This is a genomic window from Roseburia hominis A2-183 (genome assembly GCF_000225345.1).
In the GTDB taxonomy this organism is placed as follows: Bacteria; Bacillota; Clostridia; order Lachnospirales; family Lachnospiraceae; genus Roseburia; species Roseburia hominis.
Window position 1 is genome coordinate 129,832 of record NC_015977.1, and the last position, 18,651, is coordinate 148,482.

The following is an 18,651-nucleotide window of genomic DNA, read 5'->3' on the forward strand; positions in this document are numbered from 1 at the left end:
GTTGGATTTCTTCATTATAATGAAACAAGAGATAAGGGAGGAATCGGTACATGGAATTCAAGGAATACAGTAAAGCTGTGATGGCGTGGGTGGACGGAGTGATGCAGAACCGCGGCGCCGATGCCGAGAAAACATTGAAATACTGTGCGGATATCGAACAATATGCAAAACAGACGGGGGATCCAAAGCTTCTGGGGTTTGCCTACTATTATGCGGGCGAGACCTACTATGTGCTCAATGAGGGCGAGCAGCTTCTTAAGACCATTACCAGAGCTATCACCTATCTGGATCAGGCGGAGCAGTGGGACATGGTTGCCAGGGCTTATAATATCCTTGCGATTGCCTTTTTGAACCGTGGAAATACGCCGATTGCGCTGGATTACTATCTGACCGGACTCGGTTATTGTAAAAAATATAAGCTGGCGAACGAAGAAAACGTCATCAACTTGAATCTCGGAACCCTCTATCTGGGCAACGAACAGTGGAATGAGGCGCAGAGATATTTTGAAAAAGTCTCCTCCGATATCAAGGCATATCCGGAGACCCCGAATTATTACGGGCTGATGAGCTGTGTAGCGGTCTGTCTGGGGCGGTGCTTTATGCAGCGGGAACAGAATGAACGCGTGCAGGCACAGATGGATTATCTGGATCAGGTCTGCTGGGAGCACATGCAGAAGATCGAGCGGCTCTCGGCGCTGATTTTTAAGGCGGAATATTATCACCGCGTGGGAAGAATCACACTTCGTGAGGAATGTATTGAGCAGATCCGCGGACTTGTGGATATGGACATGGCGGTTATGGATATCTTTGATGACGTGTACGGGCTGTGCAGACTGTTGCTGGAGATCGATAAGGAAGACGTCTTCTGGGACATCGTGGCGGTATTGGAAAAATTGACGAAAAACGCCAATATTGCGAATCTGCAGCGGAAAATAGTTTCCTTAAAAATCCTCTGCTACCGCAGGAAACAGGACGAGGCGGCTTATCTCGAGGAGGCGGGCCGGTTCTATGAGCTGACCGAGGCGCTGGATCGGGAGAACCATTATATGATTGCCAACATGCTCTCCGTGCGCAGATCATTAGAACATGCGAATGAGAAGCGGCGGGAGATGGAGAAAGCGAATGAGCGTCTGCTGGAGAAGTCCGAGACGGATCCGCTGACGCGGCTGGCGAACCGGTTCCGGCTGAATGATTATCTGGAGCGTGCGTTTGAGCGGACGCGGGATGACCATAGAGCATTTGCGGTAGAGATTCTCGACATCGACTACTTCAAGGAATACAATGATAACTACGGCCATCAGGCGGGAGATGCCTGCATCGTGGCGATTGCGGATGAGCTGCGGAAAATGCAGAGCCACGATACCTTCTGTGCGCGGTATGGCGGGGATGAGTTTATCATTATTTACGAGTACAAGACGGAGGACGAGGTTTTTTCCATGGCGGACAGTCTGCGGGAGCGTATTCTTGACAGGCGGATCGAGCATGTGTGCTCGAAGGCGCTTCCGGTTGTCACAATCTCGCAGGGAATCTGTTTTGACGTGGCTCCGGAGGGAAGCCGGAGCTGGGATTTCCTGCATGCGGCGGATATGATGCTCTACGAGGTGAAAAAGCGCAGCCGCAACAATATTTCGCTCGGTCATCTGGATGCAAAAGAGGCGAGATACGGAGAAGAGAGGAAACTTTTATAGATTCCGGCATAGAATATACTGTAACGGAAAATCCGCAATCGAGCCTTTTACTTTTACCGAAGCACAGCAGTATGAAAAAGTACAGATCAAGTAAAGTACGCATCTGTCGATTGCTTTTCATAGGAGTATTGCCCAAAGCCGCGAGCGGATTTGGGTTACATAGACAGAAGTTCGGAGATTTGCGCATTTCTTGACAAAAGAGAGATGCCGTGCTATGATTCAAAATACTGCGCAGTCGGCAGAAGTGGGCACTTTCTGCCGGTGCTGGGCATGCGTCAGAGAATTGGCTCTGGCGTGACAGAAAGGAAAAAGATGGAAACAGTTAGATTTGATGAGTTAGATTTATATCCTCAGGTGTTAAGAGCGATTGCGGATATGGGATTTGAGGAGGCAACGCCGATTCAGAGCCAGGCGATTCCGGTTGTGATGTCGGGCGTGGATGTGATCGGACAGGCACAGACAGGTACCGGTAAGACGGCATCCTTTGGTATTCCGGTGCTTCACAAGGTAGACCCGAACAGCAGAAAGACGCAGGTAATCATTCTCTCTCCGACCAGAGAGCTTGCCATTCAGGTGGCGGACGAGATCCGCAAACTTGCCAAGTATATGCACGGGGTCAAGGTACTTCCGGTGTATGGCGGACAGGAGATCGGACGCCAGATCAAGGCGTTAAAGGGCGGTGCGCAGATTATCGTCGGAACGCCGGGACGCGTGATGGATCATCTGCGCCGCAAGACGATCCGCTGTGATGCGATCCACACGGTGGTACTCGATGAGGCGGACGAGATGCTGAACATGGGCTTCCGCGATGACATCGAGACGATTCTTGAGTATATTCCGGCGGAGGGACGTCAGACGATCCTTTTCTCCGCGACGATGCCGAAGCCGATTCTCGATATTACCAGGAAATATCAGCACGATGCGGTCAACATCAAGGTGGTAAAAAAAGAGCTGACGGTTCCGAGCATTGAGCAGTATTACTACGATGTCAAGCGTAGCGACAAGGTAGAAGTCTTAACGCGGCTTCTCGATTACTACAATCCGAAGCTCTCGCTGGTATTCTGCAATACCAAGCGGATGGTGGACGAACTTGCGGAAGAATTAAAGGGACGCGGCTATTTTGCAGAGGGACTGCACGGAGATATGAAGCAGTCGCAGCGTGACCGCGTGATGAAAGGATTCCGCAGCGGCAAGACCGAGATCCTCATTGCGACCGATGTGGCGGCGCGCGGAATCGACGTCGATGATGTGGAGGCCGTTTTCAACTACGACATTCCGCAGGATGACGAATACTATGTGCACCGGATCGGCAGAACGGGACGTGCAGGTCGGACCGGACGCGCCTTTACCTTCGTGAAGGGCAAAGAAGTCTACAAGCTGAAGGATATCATGCGCTACTGCAAGACCAAGATCGTGGCAATGCCGATTCCGTCAACGGATGATGTGGCACAGATCAAGGCAGAGAAGGTCATGGAGGAGATCGGCAGGATCATCGACGAGGAGAACCTGTCGGACATGATCGACATGATCGAGCGCCAGGTGAATGCTTCGGATTACACCGCAATGGATATTGCAGCGGCATTTTTGAAGCAGGCACTCGGCCAGGTCAATCTCGACAACGGCAGCGAGGATGACTACGACTTCGACAATACCGGCGCGGAGGAAGGGATGGTACGTCTCTTCATCAACATCGGTAAAAAAGACCGCGTCAAGCCGGGAGACATTCTCGGTGCGATCGCCGGGGAGTCCGGCATGCCAGGCAAGCTGGTCGGCGCGATCGACATGTACGACAAGTATACCTTCGTGGAGGTGCCGAGAGAGTACGGCAGAGAAGTCCTCGAGGGAATGAAGAACACCAAGATCAAAGGGCGCTCTGTCAATATGGAACCGGCAAATCAAAGGTAGATTTAATAAATGGAACGCTATCGGAATCTGGAACTGCCGCAATAAGCATAGACCTCTTTGGGGTGATAAGTAATATTATTAGAATACCAGAGAACAAAAAAGTTCCAGAATAAACAGACGGCGGGAAATTCTTTGAAGCAAAATTCACGTATTTCTTCCATGCCGTGGCTGGCATCCCATTCCGTGTCTTGGCCACGTTTGGACACTCACGGAGTGTGTCCGACAAGCCGCAGACAATGAGCGGACTTTCTGGTGTCCCTAATGGCACCTCTTCACAGACAATATAAAACCGCGCGAACCGAAACTCGTTGCCATCTGCTATTAAAAATATGGCAGATGGCAATTCAAACATCGGCTTCGCGCGGTTATGTTTTGTTCGACATAAAGGTGGCATTTATGCCACCTGTTGTCTGGTGCCGCTAGGGACACACACAAAAGTCCTAAAATTGTCTGCTGGCTTGCGGACACAGTCCGTGGAGTGTTCCAAACTTGGAAAGACACGGATCATCACGGATGCCAGCTGCGGCATGGTTAGAAATACCGGATTTTGCGGTCAGAATTTGCCGCCGCATGTTTATCTGGAACTTTTAAGTATCTATTTCTTATAATATTACTTATCAGAGCAAAGTACGCTATGCTTATTGCGACAGTTCCATTTTCTGACAGGCGTTCCTTTTTATTTTTCTATGTGTTTGCCGAGGAGCGCCTCTCTTTTGCGGAGGAGTCCGGGGACGACGGTCACAAAGACGATCGTCGTGACGACGGCAGCAACGACATCGGAGAGCGGCTCGGCATAGAACATCGCCGGTGCGCCAAAGCGAATCGGCAAAAAGACTGCCAGCGCGATGTAGATCCCTTTGCGGAAGAAGGAAAGCGGCAGCGAGGCACACACGAGGCTCATGCCGGTCAGCCCGTCAACGAGCGCATATTGTACGGCAAGCGGTATGACGGAGAGCGTGTAGATGTGGATAAAATGCACCGTCATAGATCTGTAAGCGGCATTTTGCGTAAATAATCCGACGAAAATGCCTGCACTGACATCCCACTGGGCAAAAACGAACATGATGGTGCAGAAAAGCAGTGCCGTCTTTAAAATATGCTTCTCGGCAAGGCGGATGCGGGCGGTGTCGCCGGCGCCGTAGTTGTAGCCGAGCACCGACTGTGTCCCGCCGGAGATTCCACCGAGCGGCATCGTGATAATCAGCATGAAGCTCTGCACAATCGTGTTGCAGGTTAAGAGCATGTCGCTGTCGGCGCCGCCGTAATTTTTCAACATGACATTCTGGACGATGATCAACACATTGTCGAACAGGATGATCAAAAACGGCGTCAGTCCCAGCGTGAGGACATCGCGGCATACCGGGAGGGAGTAACCGCGGAACGTGATTTTCACCGGCACGGGACCGCGGAACAGAATGTACAGCGAAAATGCGCAGGAAACAGCCTGTGAGAGCACGGTGGCGACAGCTGCTCCGCGCACACCCATGTGCAGGGCGAAGATAAAGAGCGGGTCGAGCAGAATATTTAAAACGGCGCCGATGATGACGGAGACCATGCCCAGATTGGAAAATCCCTGACAGATGATGAACTGGTTCAGCCCGAGCGAAAGCACGGCGAAGACGGTTCCGATCAGGTAAATGCGCATGTAGGTTTCTGCGTAGGGAAAAATGCGCTCCGTCGCGCCGAACCATACTAGCAGGGCGTCCTTGCACAGATACGCTCCGATGGTCAGGCAGACTGCCATGCCGATCAGAAGCACAAAGCAGTTGGCGAGGATGGCGGAAGCGCCCTCCTTATTCTGTTCACCGGATTTGATGGAGAGTAACGGCGCTCCACCGTTCCCGATCCAGGCGGCAAACGCGGAGATCATCGTCACGATCGGTCCGCAGATTCCCACGCCCGCGAGCGCAATGTCCCCGACGTTTGCAATATTTCCGATATACATGCGGTCGATAATGCTGTAGAGTACATTGACAAACTGGGCGAGCATTGCCGGAAGGGCAAGCCGGCGCACCAGCTGTGGGATGGGATCGCTCCCGAGATGATTGACTCTGACCGGATGTTTTCTCCTGATTTTCACATTGGCACCTCTTTTGTATTCTCTATTTCACACGAAAAATCCCTGAAAAAAGAGTTTCTTCTATCATATATCAAAGCATGCAGGAAGATATTAGAATCAAATGTCCGAAAAGTCAAGAAAAAGTACGGCGGATGCCGCGATTGACCGGGGAAAAGAGAAATTCCCAATCTATGAGACGGTGAAAAATAAACTGGTCGAAACGCTCTCGTACGGGCAGAAGCGCATCGTATCGCTGATGTCTGCGGTTGTGACAGGCGCAAAATGCGTGATTATTGACGAGGCGACGGACGGACTGGATATTGATAACCGAAAGCTGGTTGCGGATACCATACGCAGTGTCCGTGATGGCAGAAGTATCATTGTCATTGCGCATGATTTCTCATTTGCATCGGATGTCGCAGATACGCTTATTTTCCTAAAGGACGGGCGCTTTGCAGAAGTCGTGGAGAATGGAAGAGAGGAAGAAATCGGGCAGATTTATAAGAAACTGTATCATGGGGAGGAGCGGGCAGATGTTTAGAATGTTCTGGTATGAGATAAAAATGGATTTTCTGCGGTCGATCCGTTACCGGTTTGGGATGATTTCCGACTTATTGGTCTATTTCGCTTTGTTTACGGTATTTATGGTGACGGATTCCGGAAATTCTTACGCACAAACCTATCATTATGGAAATTACAAGGAACTGGTGCTTTTGGGATATGTTGCCTGGATCTATGCGATCTCGGCAATTTCCAATGTCGCGGGATCGCTGCAGAGCGAGCTGACACACGGAACCTTGTACAAGAAGGTATCCTCGAAATATCCGTTACAGTATCTGTTTGGAGGATTATATGTCTCCTCGGTACTGCTTGAGACGATTACGATTGTGATTGTTGTCATCATTTCAAAGTTCGTGTGGGGGATTGAATTTTCTTTTCATCCGGCGTTTCTGGTGCCGATTCTATTAGAATCCCTCGGAATGTACGGCATAGGTCTGATTGTGGCAGGTATCGCAATTTACTTTAAGCGGACGGGAACGATCGTATTTCTGATACAGACCGCGCTTCTTTTTGTGACGGATACCGTGCCGACCAGTGATGCCATATTAAAGATTACGCATTACATTCCGCTGACCAGATGTAACGAAATATTGCGTCAGATCGCGGTTGGCGGTGAATATACAGGCATGCTGCCGGGATTGTGTATCGTGGCGCTGGTGTGGCTGGTGATAGGAAGCGTGTTCTTTGATGTGATGCTAAAGCAGGCAAAGAAGCGGGGAAATCTGCTGTTCTATTAGTGGACGGTCAGGAAATGGCTTAAATGCAGAATAGAACCTTATAATTAAATGTAGATATAAAAAAGACAGGAGGAAAGACGCCCTACTGTCTTTTTCCTTTCTTCATCAAATCTTAATGAATTCACTTCTTTTAACTTCATAAACATTCCGCTACAATAAAATCAGAATCAAAAAGCGTCAAATAGCGGCAGGCGGCATGTGCGGCGCGGCTTGCGGGGAGTTTACGCGGAAAAGGGGAGAAAATGTACAACATACTGGTGTGTGACGATGAAAAGGACATCGTGTCGGCTCTGGAAATCTATCTGACGGCGGACGGCTATCAGGTATTTACGGCATACAACGGAAGGGAAGCCGTAGATATATTAAATAAGGAAGAAATCCATCTCGTGCTCATGGACATCATGATGCCGGAGATGAACGGTATCTCTGCCATGGTGAAGATCCGTGAGAAAAGCAACGTGCCGGTCATCCTTTTGACGGCGAAGAGCGAGGACACCGATAAGATTCTGGGACTGACGGTGGGAGCAGACGATTATGTGACGAAACCTTTTAACCCGGTGGAACTGCAGGCGCGGGTAAAATCACAGCTGCGGCGCTATATGCAGCTTGGTGGCAGTATGAAGCAGGAACGGGATGTGCTTGCCATCGGCGGGATTGAACTGTGCGACCGCACAAAGGAGGTCACGCTCGACGGGGAGCCGGTATCGCTCACGCGCACGGAATACGATATTTTAAAACTTTTGATGGAACACCCGGGGGAAGTATTTTCGCCGAACCAGATCTATGAGCAGGTGTGGCGGGACAATCCCTACGGCACGGAGAATACGGTCGCGGTACATATAAGGCATTTGCGGGAAAAGGTGGAGTATAACCCGGCGGAGCCGCGCTACTTGAAAGTCGTGTGGGGACGGGGCTATAAAATGGAGGAAACAGTGTGAGAAACAGAAAAGACAGTGTGGGAGCAAAAGCGGCAGCGTGGGTCGGCATCACGCTCGGTGCGGTGGTATTTTTCACAGGGGCTGCCGGCGTGTTGCTTATGGATCAGGCGGGCGTGTATGAGATGTCGCGCGAGCAGTTCCTTACAAAGAGTTATCAGAGTGTTGCAGATCAGTATGCCATCCGGTCGCTGGATTACAGTGTGAACATGGAAAATGGTGCAAAACCGGAAAATAATCGGTGGAATGACACGTATTTCCGCTATGGAATCATTGAAGCGGAAAATATTGATTCCGTAGATCTCAACGAATCGTACACTTATGTGGAGCGCAATTTTGATGAGAAGGTCACAAGGGATAAGCTGTACTGCAAAAGCTATGACATCAATGAGGTGACACGCTACGATTACAGCATGACGCTGTGGGGCGGGTACAGCCTCTACACGGATGGCGGAGATTACGCTGCGCAGGTGGAGATTGAGAAGCGGTGTTACAATGCGGATGACGGCATATTTTATTATGAAACGCCGGACGCATACATCCCGGTAAAACATGTGAGCATTCTGATGCTGTCGCCGGATCTGGCGACAGGCTATGATTACACGTATGACGCAGATGTAGGAAAATATCTGGATCTCCATGCGTACAGCGGGACCTATGTGACATTCGACGATGCAGACAGTCTGAGCGAAAACACGGGATTTCAGACGGTCGACTGGACGAACAGTGTGATTCTGGACGGAGTCACCTGCGGTGAGCTTGTGGGAATACCGGTCACTGTAATCGGGAACTCTGATCTGGAGCAAAAGGGAAGCGATGCCAGGACAACGTACCAGCTTACTGACGGCATGCTGCAGATGAACTACACGGCGGAATCACTGCACCGGAAATACTGGGTAGTCACGATTCTTCCGGAGAATGTGCCGCTTGGCTGGAGTGACGATTTGTTTGTGCAGGTGACGACGCTTACGGCGCTGATGTATGGCGTCCGCTATGCCATTTTCCCGATTCTGGCGGCGGCATTTGTGCTTGCCGTATTCTGCCTGGTGTGGCTGGTGCGGTCGGCGGGGCATCACGCGGGAGAGGACGGGATTACGCTTACCTGGCTGGATGGCATGCCGCTTGATGTGTATCTCGGATTTGCGCTGGTGGCGGAGGGATTTCTGTTTCTGATCCTGATGGAAGCTGTCAACGGCAGAAATGCTGCAGTGCCGATGCTTGTCGGGGTTTTGTTTTGCCTCATAGCGGGAGGGTGGATTGCGCTTCTGTCGCTGCTGACCTTTGCTGCGCGCGTGAAAGCCGGGGCATGGTGGAAAAATACCGTCGTCTACATGGCGCTTGGCGTGATCGGCAGGCTTTGCGGCGCGGTGACCCGGAATCTGCCTCTTTTCCTAAGGGCGGTGCTTGTTTTTGGCATTGCCATGATGGCGGAAGCGCTTGCCGGCACGCTTCATACAGGAAGCAGCATGGGAGCGGGCTGGCGGTTTGTAAAAGTCGTAGAGTTTGCATGCATCTTCTGGGGAGTTTTACAGATGAAGCGTCTCGCAGAGGGAGGCGAACGCCTTGCGGAGGGCGATATGGAGCACCCGGTCGATACGACGCACATGTACCGGGATTTAAAGGAACACGGCGAGCACCTCAACAGCATCCAGACGGGTATGGCAAAGGCGGTTGCCGAGAGCGTGAAGAGTGAGCGGTTTAAGACGGAACTCATCACGAACGTCTCGCACGATATTAAGACGCCGCTTACTTCCATCATCAATTATGTGGATCTTCTGGAAAAAGAGGAGCTTTCCAATGAGACGGCAGAGGGGTATCTGGAAGTGTTAGAGCGTCAGTCAAACCGGCTGAAAAAGCTGATTGAGGATCTGATCGAGGCGTCGAAAGCTTCCACGGGCAATCTCGCCGTGCATCTGGAAAAACTCGAGGCGGGCGTCTCTGTGGTGCAGATCGTCGGAGAATTCGAGGACAAACTGAACGCCGCAGATCTGACGCTGCTGATCCAGAAGCCGGAGACGCCGGTGTATGTGATGGCGGACGGCAGACATTTCTGGCGCGTGATTGACAACCTGATGAACAATATCTGCAAATATGCACAGCCGGGCACGCGGGTATACGTGGATCTGCGGGAGAATGGCGGGCAGGTGGAACTCATTTTCCGGAATACGTCGCGCTACCCGCTCAACATATCCAGTGAGGAACTTATGGAGCGTTTTGTCCGCGGGGACGAATCGCGCAATACCGAGGGAAGCGGACTCGGTATCTCCATTGCAAAGAGCCTGATGGAACTGATGGGCGGCAGCTTTATGCTCTATGTGGACGGCGATCTCTTTAAGGTTGTGCTTGGATTTGCACAAATGGAGGAAGAAAAAGAACCACTTGATGAAGATAAAAGCGGAAAATAGATACAAATGCAATTTTTCTGACACTTTCTGAAAACTTTGCTTGTTTTTTGATAAACCCTCTGTTACAATGCAAAAAAAGACAGAACCGCAGGAAACGGAAAGAATGCACACAGGAGAAAGACAGAAGGAAGGCGGTCTGTGAGGAAACTGTGGTTACGTTCGGAGGAAGAGTTATGAGAGCTGTGAAAAAGGAATGGTTATTAGGAATGTTGTGTGTGCTGTCTGGCGTGATGCTTATGGTGATGCATCCGGTACAGGCACAGGCAGGGCAGGCGGATCGCGCGGCGTACCGTGCGGTGTTTGACGCATCCTATTACAGTGCGGCGTATCCGGATGTGGCGGCAGCCTATGGAAATAATGCAGATGCGCTTCTGAACCATTTCATCAGCTTTGGCGTGAAGGAAGGCCGCAATGCCAGCGCGGAATTTAATCCGCAGGCATACAGACAGCGTTATGAGGATCTGCAGGCGGCGTTCGGCAGCGACATGGCGGCTTACTGCAGACATTATGTGGCATATGGAAAAGCCGAGGGCAGAAACGGCAGCGCGGACGGACAGCCGGTGGTGGCAGTACAGCAGGCAGACAGCCAGGCGCAGCAGACGGACAGCCAGACTGGGACACAGAACAATGGGACAGCGCAGAGCAGTGCACCGGCACAGAGCACGCAGCAGGCATCCGGCACGGTGATCGGTACCTGTACGACTTCTTATGTTGACAATATTCCGCGCGCAACAAACGTGGCGCTTGCGGCACAGCGCATTAACGGCACGGTGGTACAGCCGGGCGGCAGCTTTTCTTTCAGCAATACCATCTTACCGCGCACATCTGCGAACGGATATGTGACGGCTCCGATCTATGTGAGCGGCAAAAAGGGCACCGGCACCGGCGGCGGTGTGTGCCAGGTATCGTCCACACTGTATGCGGCGATGGTATATGCGGGACTTCCGGCAACGGAGCGCCATGCACATTCCCTTCCGGTAGACTATCTTCCGGCGGGACTTGACGCGACGATTGCAGGCAGCTATCTGGATCTGAAGTTTACGAATACATTTTCACAGCCGCTGCTGATTCAGGCATCAGCGAATGGCGGAACACTGACCGTGACACTCGTATTGCAGTGATTGCCATTGCGCAGTGAATTGGCTGATACACAGTGAAACGGTTTTTATACAGCGAATTGGCTGATGCACAGTGAAATTGTTTTTGCACAGTAATGGTATCTGCGGGTAAGCAGGTGCTTGTATTCAAATGAATGGATTCATATACATTATTTTGCAGGGGATTGCATCTGCGCCTTAAGAATGACTCTGAGGGCAGATCAATGCCCTTGTTTTGGTGCCGTCAATGATGAAAATAAGACGAAATCTTTTTATCTCATAAAAATTATCACTAAGGAAAAAACCAAATCATCCGATATATTGACTAGAAAAGTTATTTTTGCGTTACAGAATAGAAAGGAGATGCCATTATGCGAGTAGAAGCGTATAACAGCGTGGCACAGATTTATAAGACAAACAGAGCAGCCGGGGCATCCGCAGCAGCAAAGACTGAGAAGAGCCGGGATCAGGTTGAGATCTCTTCCATAGGATATGATTATCAGATCGCAAAGCAGGCAGTAGCCGAGACTTCTGACATCAGAGAGGACAAGGTGGCGGCGCTCTCCGCAAAGGTGAAATCCGGCACTTACGATGTGAGCAACGAGGCTTTTGCAGAGAAGCTTCTGGAGAAATATCGTTCCTTTATGCTGTAGGATAAGAGAAATGAGGGCAGATTGTGGCTAGTTTAATGGAAGAACTTCTGGGAGTTCTGGAAAAAGAAGAAACGGAATATCTGACGCTGATTGATCTCGCGGATGTGAAGAGCCAGGCGATTATCAAAGCGGACATTGCGAAGCTTGGCGAGGTGACGGAGAAGGAGCAGGAGGCGGCGAGCACCCTGTTAAACCTGTCGAACAAGCGCACGCAGGTGCTTAATGACATGGCGACGGTTCTCGGGAAAAAGCCGGAGCAGATGACGATCAACCGTATGATCGGTTATCTGGAGAACCAGCCCAGAGAGCAGCAGATGCTTGCGGAGCGCCGGGACAGACTTTTAGAAGTGGGAACGAAGATGCAGACATTGAACCATCAGAACGAGGCCCTTTTAAAGCAGGCGATGGAGATGGTGGAATTTGACCTTACGCTGCTAAAGAGCATGCGGCAGGCGCCGGAGACCGCTAATTACAATAAAAACGCCTATAATACAGGAGACCTGCTTGGCGGCAGCGGATTTGACGCGAAGCAGTAGATAGAGCAGCACGGAGGAAGATACCATGGCAAATGGTTTTGGAACATTGTTTATCGGCGTGTCCGGCTTGCAGAGCAGCCAGAACGCATTAAATACAACGGCAAATAACCTTGCAAACGTAGATACCACGGGATATGTACGTCAGCAGGTACTGTTTACCGACCGCAACTATGTAACCTTTAATGAGACGACGGCAGTCAGCAAGCAGCAGTCCGGTCTGGGTGTTTACATCGGTGATGTGATTCATTCCAGAGACGTATTTCTGGATCGCTCTTACCGCACGGAGTCGGGACGGCAGGCATTCTATGCGGCAACTTATGAGGCGACCAACGAGGTCGAGACTTATTTTCAGGAGATGGAGGGACAGGCTTTCCAGGATGCACTGGAAGATTTCTGGACCTCTTTTCAGGAATTGTACAAGACGCCGGATGACAGCGTGAGCCAGAATCTGGTTGTCCAGAAGGCACAGCTGTTCGTGAGCCGCGCGAATGCGGTTTATTCGGGATTACAGAGTTACCAGTACAACATCAATACGCAGATCAGCGACAATATCGATCAGGTCAACAAGCTCGGCGATACCATCCAGGATCTCAACCTTCAGATCATGAAAGTAGAGGCGGGCGGCATCGAGACAGCCATGACCCTGCGCGATGCGAGAGACCAGGCGCTGGATGAGCTGTCCGCCCTCGTGGATATTTCCTACAACGAGACAGCCGATGGTATTGTGAAAGTCAGCATTGAGGGCACGGAGTTTATCGATGAGAGCCGTTGCTATCATATCGAGAAGAAAACAGACAAGCTGACCGGTTTTATCACACCGTACTGGGGCTACCTTTCGGATGTGAACAAGGGAAAATACGTCAACGTATTTGATTTTGGCAGCCGGGATATCTCCACAGAGAACAAGAACGATATGGGTGAACTGAAAGCGCTGGTACTGGCGCGCGGCGACCATATCGCGAACTATACGGATATTGAAGGACTGGATCAGGATACCTATAACGATACGACCGGAATGTCCGTCATGCTGCGGGCAGAGGCACAGCTGGATCAGATGATCCACGGCATCGTGACCGCGTTAAATGATGTGCTTTGTCCGAATGTGACTGCGGAAGATACGATTAAGAATCTTACGAACGGTGCTGCTACAACGCTGGATGTGATACTGGCGGACGGCTCGACCGTAACATTAAATGCGAACACCAAAATTCTGGATGCAGACAACTGCGCGACCGGTTCCGACAAGCAGCTTCCGCCGCAGGAACTGTTCTCCAGAATCGGAACAGAGCGGTACACAAAGGCGACTTACACCTATCAGCCGGTAGATGAGAACGGCAATCCGAAAGTGGACGCCAACGGCAACCCGGTGACGGAGACCAAGGAGATCTACATTTACAATGAAGAGGACCCGAACGATACCACAAAGCAGTACACACTGCAGAGCTTAAGTGTCAACGAGGCGCTTGTGATCGATGAAACGCTGCTGCCGCATCTATGCCAGAACGGTGATGTCGATTATGCACTGGCAGCAAAGCTGGCCGGTGTGTGGGATGAGGAGCGGCTTACGCTGAACCCGAACGACACCAAAGCTTGCAGCTTTAAGGATTACTACAAAGATATGATCGGTGAGATGGCAACCTACGGAAATGTCTACAATTCCACGGCGACCAGCCTCACGGGAACGGTGGCTTCTGTGGACAATCAGAGACAGCAGGTCATCGGCGTATCTTCCGATGAGGAGCTGACCTACATGATCAAGTATCAGAATGCTTACAATGCAGCCAGCCGTTTCATCAATGTGGTCAATGAGATGATCGAACATCTGCTGACCCAGCTTGGATAATTGAGCGCGTAATAGAAAGAGAGGGTGTTACATGCCATCTACATTTTTTGGTTTAAATATTGCATCATCAGGCTTAAGTGCCTATCAGGTCGCACTGAATACAACGGCTAACAATATTGCAAACGTGCAGACAACCGGCTATTCCAGACAGCAGTCGAACCGTGTGGCATCGGATGCGCTTTTAGTGCACCAGCAGTACGGAGCTGTGGGAAGCGGCGTTACGACCTTATCTGTCAAGCAGATCCGAAATCAGTATTACGATACAAAATACTGGTACAATCAGTCATCGGTCGGACTGTATGAGACAAAATTGAGCTACTTACAACAGATCGAGAACTATTTTATCGACGACAGCTCATCCAAGGGCTTTACGACGATCCTGAACACGATGTTCAATTCACTGGATACATTGAAGAACAATGCATCGGATGTCAATACCCGCCAGCAGTTTATCGGAAGCGCACAGAATCTGGCAACCTACTTCAACAGCGTGTCAGAAGGACTGACCGATATTCAGAAGGGGACGAATGATGAGATCAAATCCACGGTCCAGAATATTAACGCGATCGCGGAGAAGATAGCGGTATTGAACAAGCAGATCAACGTCATTGAGATTCAGGGCGGCTACGCAAACGAGCTGCGCGACCAGCGAGCCCTGTTGATTGATGAGTTGTCCGAGATTGTGCCGACCGAGGTTTCCGAGGTGCCGATCACGGATACGAACCATCCGGACGAGCCGACAGGTGCCAATTACTACACTGTAAAAATCGGTGGTCAGGTGCTTGTAGATACCTACAATTACGAGACGCTCGAGTGCAAGGCGAGAGAGTATAAGGTCAACCAGACGGATGCAGCCGGACTTTATGATATTAAATGGTCGAAGACAGGCAATACCTTTAATGCGGGCGGAAGCTCGATGTCCGGCACGTTAAAAGCGCTGTTTGACATCCGCGACGGAAATAACGGCGAGAATTTCTCAGGACTGGCAAAGGTGTTAAACAGCACCGAGGTTCAGATTACCAATCCTTCCATCACGAGTATTGTGGGAGTCAGCATGCCGGAGGAAGGCATATTGACGATCAACGGTAGAGAGTACGCATATGAGGGATTTACCTTTGAGCAGGATGCGGACGGCAACATCACTTCCTATACCTTTAATATGAAGAGAGCGCTCACGGCGGAAGAGCAGGCACGTGTAGACGGACGCACGGCATCGGTCGGAACGTCGATTGACGCGATGGGTATTCCGTATTATATGAGTCAGATGAACCAGTTCCTGCGCAGCTTTGCGACGGAATTCAACAATATTTTGAAAAAAGGTGTCGATCTGGACGGCAATTCCACCAGCGGATATGCATTTTTCACCGGTACAGACACCGTGACCGGCGAAGAGTTTTCCTTCGACGGCAAAGATGCGAACGGGAATGCAGTCAACGGATCTGGCTCAGACACGTATTACAAGCTGACAGCAGCAAATATCTGTGTGAACAGTATGATTGTCAAGGATCCGACCAAGCTGGCGACAACCGTTGACATCAACGGAAAGGGTGGCGTGGATGCGTACGATCTCGTGGAGGAACTTGCGACGTTAAAGAGCGGCAAGGTGCTTTACCGCGGAGGTACGGCGGACGGATTCTTAAAATGCATGATTGCAGATATTTCCGTGGACACCCAGCAGTCAGAAATTTTCAGCAAGAATTACCAGAATGTGGCGAGCGCGATTGACACGCAGCGTATGTCGATTTCGGGCGTTGATGAAGATGAGGAGGCAATGGATCTGATCAAATTCCAGAATGCCTACAATCTTTCTTCAAAGATGGTATCTGTCATGGCAGAGATTTATGACAGACTGATCCTTGAGACCGGTGTATAGACAAGGACATGAGGAGGAATCATAAATGCGTATTACGAATAACATTATACTTCACAATACGACGGGCAATATCAATGGAAATAAAGTGAATGTCAACAATCTGAACAATCAGATGACATCCCAGAAAAAGATTCAGAGACCTTCCGAGAATCCGGTCATTGCGGTGCGTTCACTCAGACTCCGCACAACACTCAGCGAGATTGACCAGTATTACGAGAACAATATTCCGGATGCAGAATCCTGGATGAAAGTGACAGAGACGGCACTTGCCAATATGAAGACGATTCTGACGGACATCCGTACACAGTGTACTTACGGAGCATCCGATCAGATTACCGCAGATGACCGCAAGACGATCTTGACCCAGTTAGAGAAGCTGCGGGATCAGGTCTACGCGGAGGGAAATGCAGATTATGCGGGACGTACCGTTTTTACCGGTTACCGCACGAATCAGAAGCTGACCTTTATGACAGACGACAATACGACATCTTACAATATCACACAGGGACTTTCCTATAAGAACCTGGAAGAGCACCGCTACTACAGCGATGAGGTGACACTCCCGACCACAGCGGCGGAGGTGACAGGCAACACCATCTCGAATCCGAAGCAGGCGACATTCGACCGTATCCGTTTAAGCTACGGCGAGATCGACAGCATCACGGACAAGGACGGCAATGCGCTGTCGGCAAACGGTGCGACCGGAACGCTCAGCTATTCCTACACAGATGCAGCCGGTGTGACACAGACGGACGGCGAACTGAAGGTAACCGTATACGATACGTTTGAGGACTGGGCAAAAGCATCCCAGACTGCGGACAACACCTACAATATCACAGACGGTGAAGCGGTATTTATTAAGGAGAGCGGTGAGCTGATCTTAAGCTCTGATGCGTCATCAACGATCAAGAGCGGCAAGGCAAGCCTGGATGTCAACTACACCAAGACCGGATTTAACAAAGGCGAGGTACGCCCGGAGTATTATTACAACTGCACCAACATCACAGATGCGGCAAATCCGGTGGAATATATAAAGTTTGAAAACGGCAAGGAAATCTATCAGGATATCAACTATGTCGTAGCGGCAAACCAGACCCTGACGGTCAATACACAGGCATCCGCTGTATTTGATGCATCGATTGGAAGAGACGTTGACGCCATGATCGAGGCGGTAAAGTTCGCACAGGACGCAAACAATAAAGTCGAGGAACTGGAGAAAATGCAGAAAATGCAGGAGTATTCTTCCGATGACTGTCAGGCGGCACTTGAGGACTGGATCGCAGCGGCGAAGAAAGAACGCGATTACGCGGACGATAATCTGCAGAAGCTTTATAACAGCTACATCGGTAATTTTGACGATTATCTGCAGAAGGTTAATCTGGCGAACACGGACCTCGGAAGCAAGGGGCAGAGCCTGGATCTGACCAAGAACCGTATGGCAAATCAGCAGACCACGATGGAGGAATTAAAGTCCACCAACGAAGACCGGGATCTGTCCGAGATCATTATTGACTATGCGTCGGCGTACACTGCATATCAGGCATCCTTACAGGCTGCGGCGAAGATCAATCAGACAACATTATTGAATTATATTTAACAGACACCAAACGGGGAAGCTGGAGGAGAACCGATGAAAGCAAACACAAGACTTTTTGGGGAAATCGATATTGCGGATGATAAGATCATTACATTGGAGGATGGAATGATCGGACTTCCGGAATACCGGAATTTTGCATTGATATTTGATGAGGAAAAGGAAAAAGACAAGAGTTCCGTGATGTGGTTCCAGTCCATGGACGATCCGCACACGGCGTTTCCGGTCATGCAGCCAAACCTCGTGCGCCCGGATTACAATCCGATGGTGAACGATGAGATGCTTCGTCCGCTCGGCGGGATGACAGAGGACAATACTTACGTGCTCGTCACACTTACGGCAGCGCCGGATCCGAAGGATACCTCGGTGAACCTCAAGGCGCCGATTGTCATTAACACAGACACCCGCAGGGGAGCACAGATCATTGTGGAAGATGACTATCCTGTCAAATATAAGATCTATGACGTAGTAAAAGGAAAGAAGAAAGCGGAGGAATAAGGCATGCTGGCATTGACACGCAAAAAAGGGGAGTCACTGGTCATCAACAATAATATTGAGATCACGGTGTTAGAGATCCGCGGAGATCAGGTCAAGATCGGAATCAGTGCACCGAAGGAAGTGCCGGTATACCGTAAGGAGGTTTACCTCCAGATTCAGAATGAGAACAAGGCGGCATTGAACGCAACAGATGCAATGGAGGCGTTGAAGAATCTTTTCTGATGCGGTTAATAAAAGCCATAGTTTCTCCGATATAAGACATAGAAA

The 18,651-nt window shown here is 50.4% G+C and carries 15 protein-coding genes; 14 read left to right on the plus strand and 1 reads right to left on the minus strand.

Annotated features, from left to right (window positions below):
* The first annotated feature begins 50 nt into the window (after positions 1 to 50).
* The gene (locus RHOM_RS00595) at positions 51 to 1,688 is read left to right on the plus strand and encodes a tetratricopeptide repeat-containing diguanylate cyclase (protein WP_014078333.1); all 1,638 of its coding nucleotides are present in this window, start codon (positions 51 to 53) and stop codon (positions 1,686 to 1,688) included.
* 312 nt (positions 1,689 to 2,000) lie between these two features.
* A complete protein-coding gene (locus RHOM_RS00600) occupies positions 2,001 to 3,593 on the plus strand; it encodes a DEAD/DEAH box helicase (RefSeq protein ID WP_044024743.1) in 1,593 nt (530 codons plus the stop codon).
* 676 nt (positions 3,594 to 4,269) lie between these two features.
* On the opposite strand, the gene RHOM_RS00605 is transcribed toward RHOM_RS00600, so the two are convergent.
* The gene (locus RHOM_RS00605) at positions 4,270 to 5,673 is read right to left on the minus strand and encodes an MATE family efflux transporter (RefSeq protein ID WP_014078336.1); all 1,404 of its coding nucleotides are present in this window, start codon (positions 5,671 to 5,673) and stop codon (positions 4,270 to 4,272) included.
* 100 nt (positions 5,674 to 5,773) lie between these two features.
* Between RHOM_RS00605 and RHOM_RS00610 the strand changes: the two genes are divergently transcribed.
* From RHOM_RS00610 to csrA, 12 genes are all read left to right on the plus strand, one after another.
* Complete coding sequence (locus RHOM_RS00610) at positions 5,774 to 6,193, plus strand: ATP-binding cassette domain-containing protein (RefSeq protein WP_014078337.1); 420 nt, start codon at positions 5,774 to 5,776, stop codon at positions 6,191 to 6,193.
* On the plus strand, positions 6,186 to 6,950 hold the full coding sequence (locus RHOM_RS00615; protein ID WP_014078338.1) for an ABC transporter permease: 765 nt from the start codon (positions 6,186 to 6,188) through the stop codon (positions 6,948 to 6,950). Before RHOM_RS00610 ends, RHOM_RS00615 begins: the two co-directional genes overlap by 8 nt.
* Before the next feature lie 242 nt (positions 6,951 to 7,192).
* On the plus strand, positions 7,193 to 7,888 hold the full coding sequence (locus RHOM_RS00620; protein WP_014078339.1) for a response regulator transcription factor: 696 nt from the start codon (positions 7,193 to 7,195) through the stop codon (positions 7,886 to 7,888).
* Complete coding sequence (locus RHOM_RS16420; protein ID WP_014078340.1) at positions 7,885 to 10,290, plus strand: sensor histidine kinase; 2,406 nt, start codon at positions 7,885 to 7,887, stop codon at positions 10,288 to 10,290. The genes RHOM_RS00620 and RHOM_RS16420 overlap by 4 nt, the downstream gene beginning before the upstream one ends.
* A 173-nt stretch (positions 10,291 to 10,463) precedes the next feature.
* Positions 10,464 to 11,411 (plus strand): VanW family protein, encoded by a 948-nt coding sequence (locus RHOM_RS00630; protein ID WP_014078341.1) that lies wholly within the window; start codon positions 10,464 to 10,466, stop codon positions 11,409 to 11,411.
* A gap of 347 nt (positions 11,412 to 11,758) precedes the next feature.
* A complete protein-coding gene (flgM, locus tag RHOM_RS00635; RefSeq protein ID WP_014078343.1) occupies positions 11,759 to 12,040 on the plus strand; it encodes a flagellar biosynthesis anti-sigma factor FlgM in 282 nt (93 codons plus the stop codon).
* A gap of 23 nt (positions 12,041 to 12,063) precedes the next feature.
* Complete coding sequence (locus tag RHOM_RS00640) at positions 12,064 to 12,576, plus strand: flagellar protein FlgN (protein WP_242823156.1); 513 nt, start codon at positions 12,064 to 12,066, stop codon at positions 12,574 to 12,576.
* A gap of 25 nt (positions 12,577 to 12,601) precedes the next feature.
* Positions 12,602 to 14,419 carry a flagellar hook-associated protein FlgK gene (gene flgK / locus RHOM_RS00645; RefSeq protein ID WP_014078345.1) on the plus strand — a complete coding sequence of 606 codons (1,818 nt, stop codon included), beginning with the start codon at positions 12,602 to 12,604 and terminating at the stop codon, positions 14,417 to 14,419.
* A 31-nt stretch (positions 14,420 to 14,450) separates the two neighbouring features.
* Positions 14,451 to 16,292 (plus strand): flagellar hook-associated protein FlgK, encoded by a 1,842-nt coding sequence (gene flgK / locus RHOM_RS00650; protein WP_014078346.1) that lies wholly within the window; start codon positions 14,451 to 14,453, stop codon positions 16,290 to 16,292.
* 25 nt (positions 16,293 to 16,317) lie between these two features.
* Positions 16,318 to 17,889: a flagellin N-terminal helical domain-containing protein gene (locus tag RHOM_RS00655; protein WP_014078347.1), complete on the plus strand. Its 1,572-nt coding sequence runs from the start codon at positions 16,318 to 16,320 to the stop codon at positions 17,887 to 17,889.
* Between the two features lie 33 nt (positions 17,890 to 17,922).
* Entirely contained in the window at positions 17,923 to 18,384 is a 462-nt protein-coding gene (gene fliW, locus RHOM_RS00660) for a flagellar assembly protein FliW (RefSeq protein ID WP_014078348.1), read from the plus strand.
* Positions 18,385 to 18,387: 3 nt separating this feature from the next.
* On the plus strand, positions 18,388 to 18,606 hold the full coding sequence (gene csrA, locus RHOM_RS00665; protein ID WP_014078349.1) for a carbon storage regulator CsrA: 219 nt from the start codon (positions 18,388 to 18,390) through the stop codon (positions 18,604 to 18,606).
* The last annotated feature ends 45 nt before the right edge of the window (positions 18,607 to 18,651 follow it).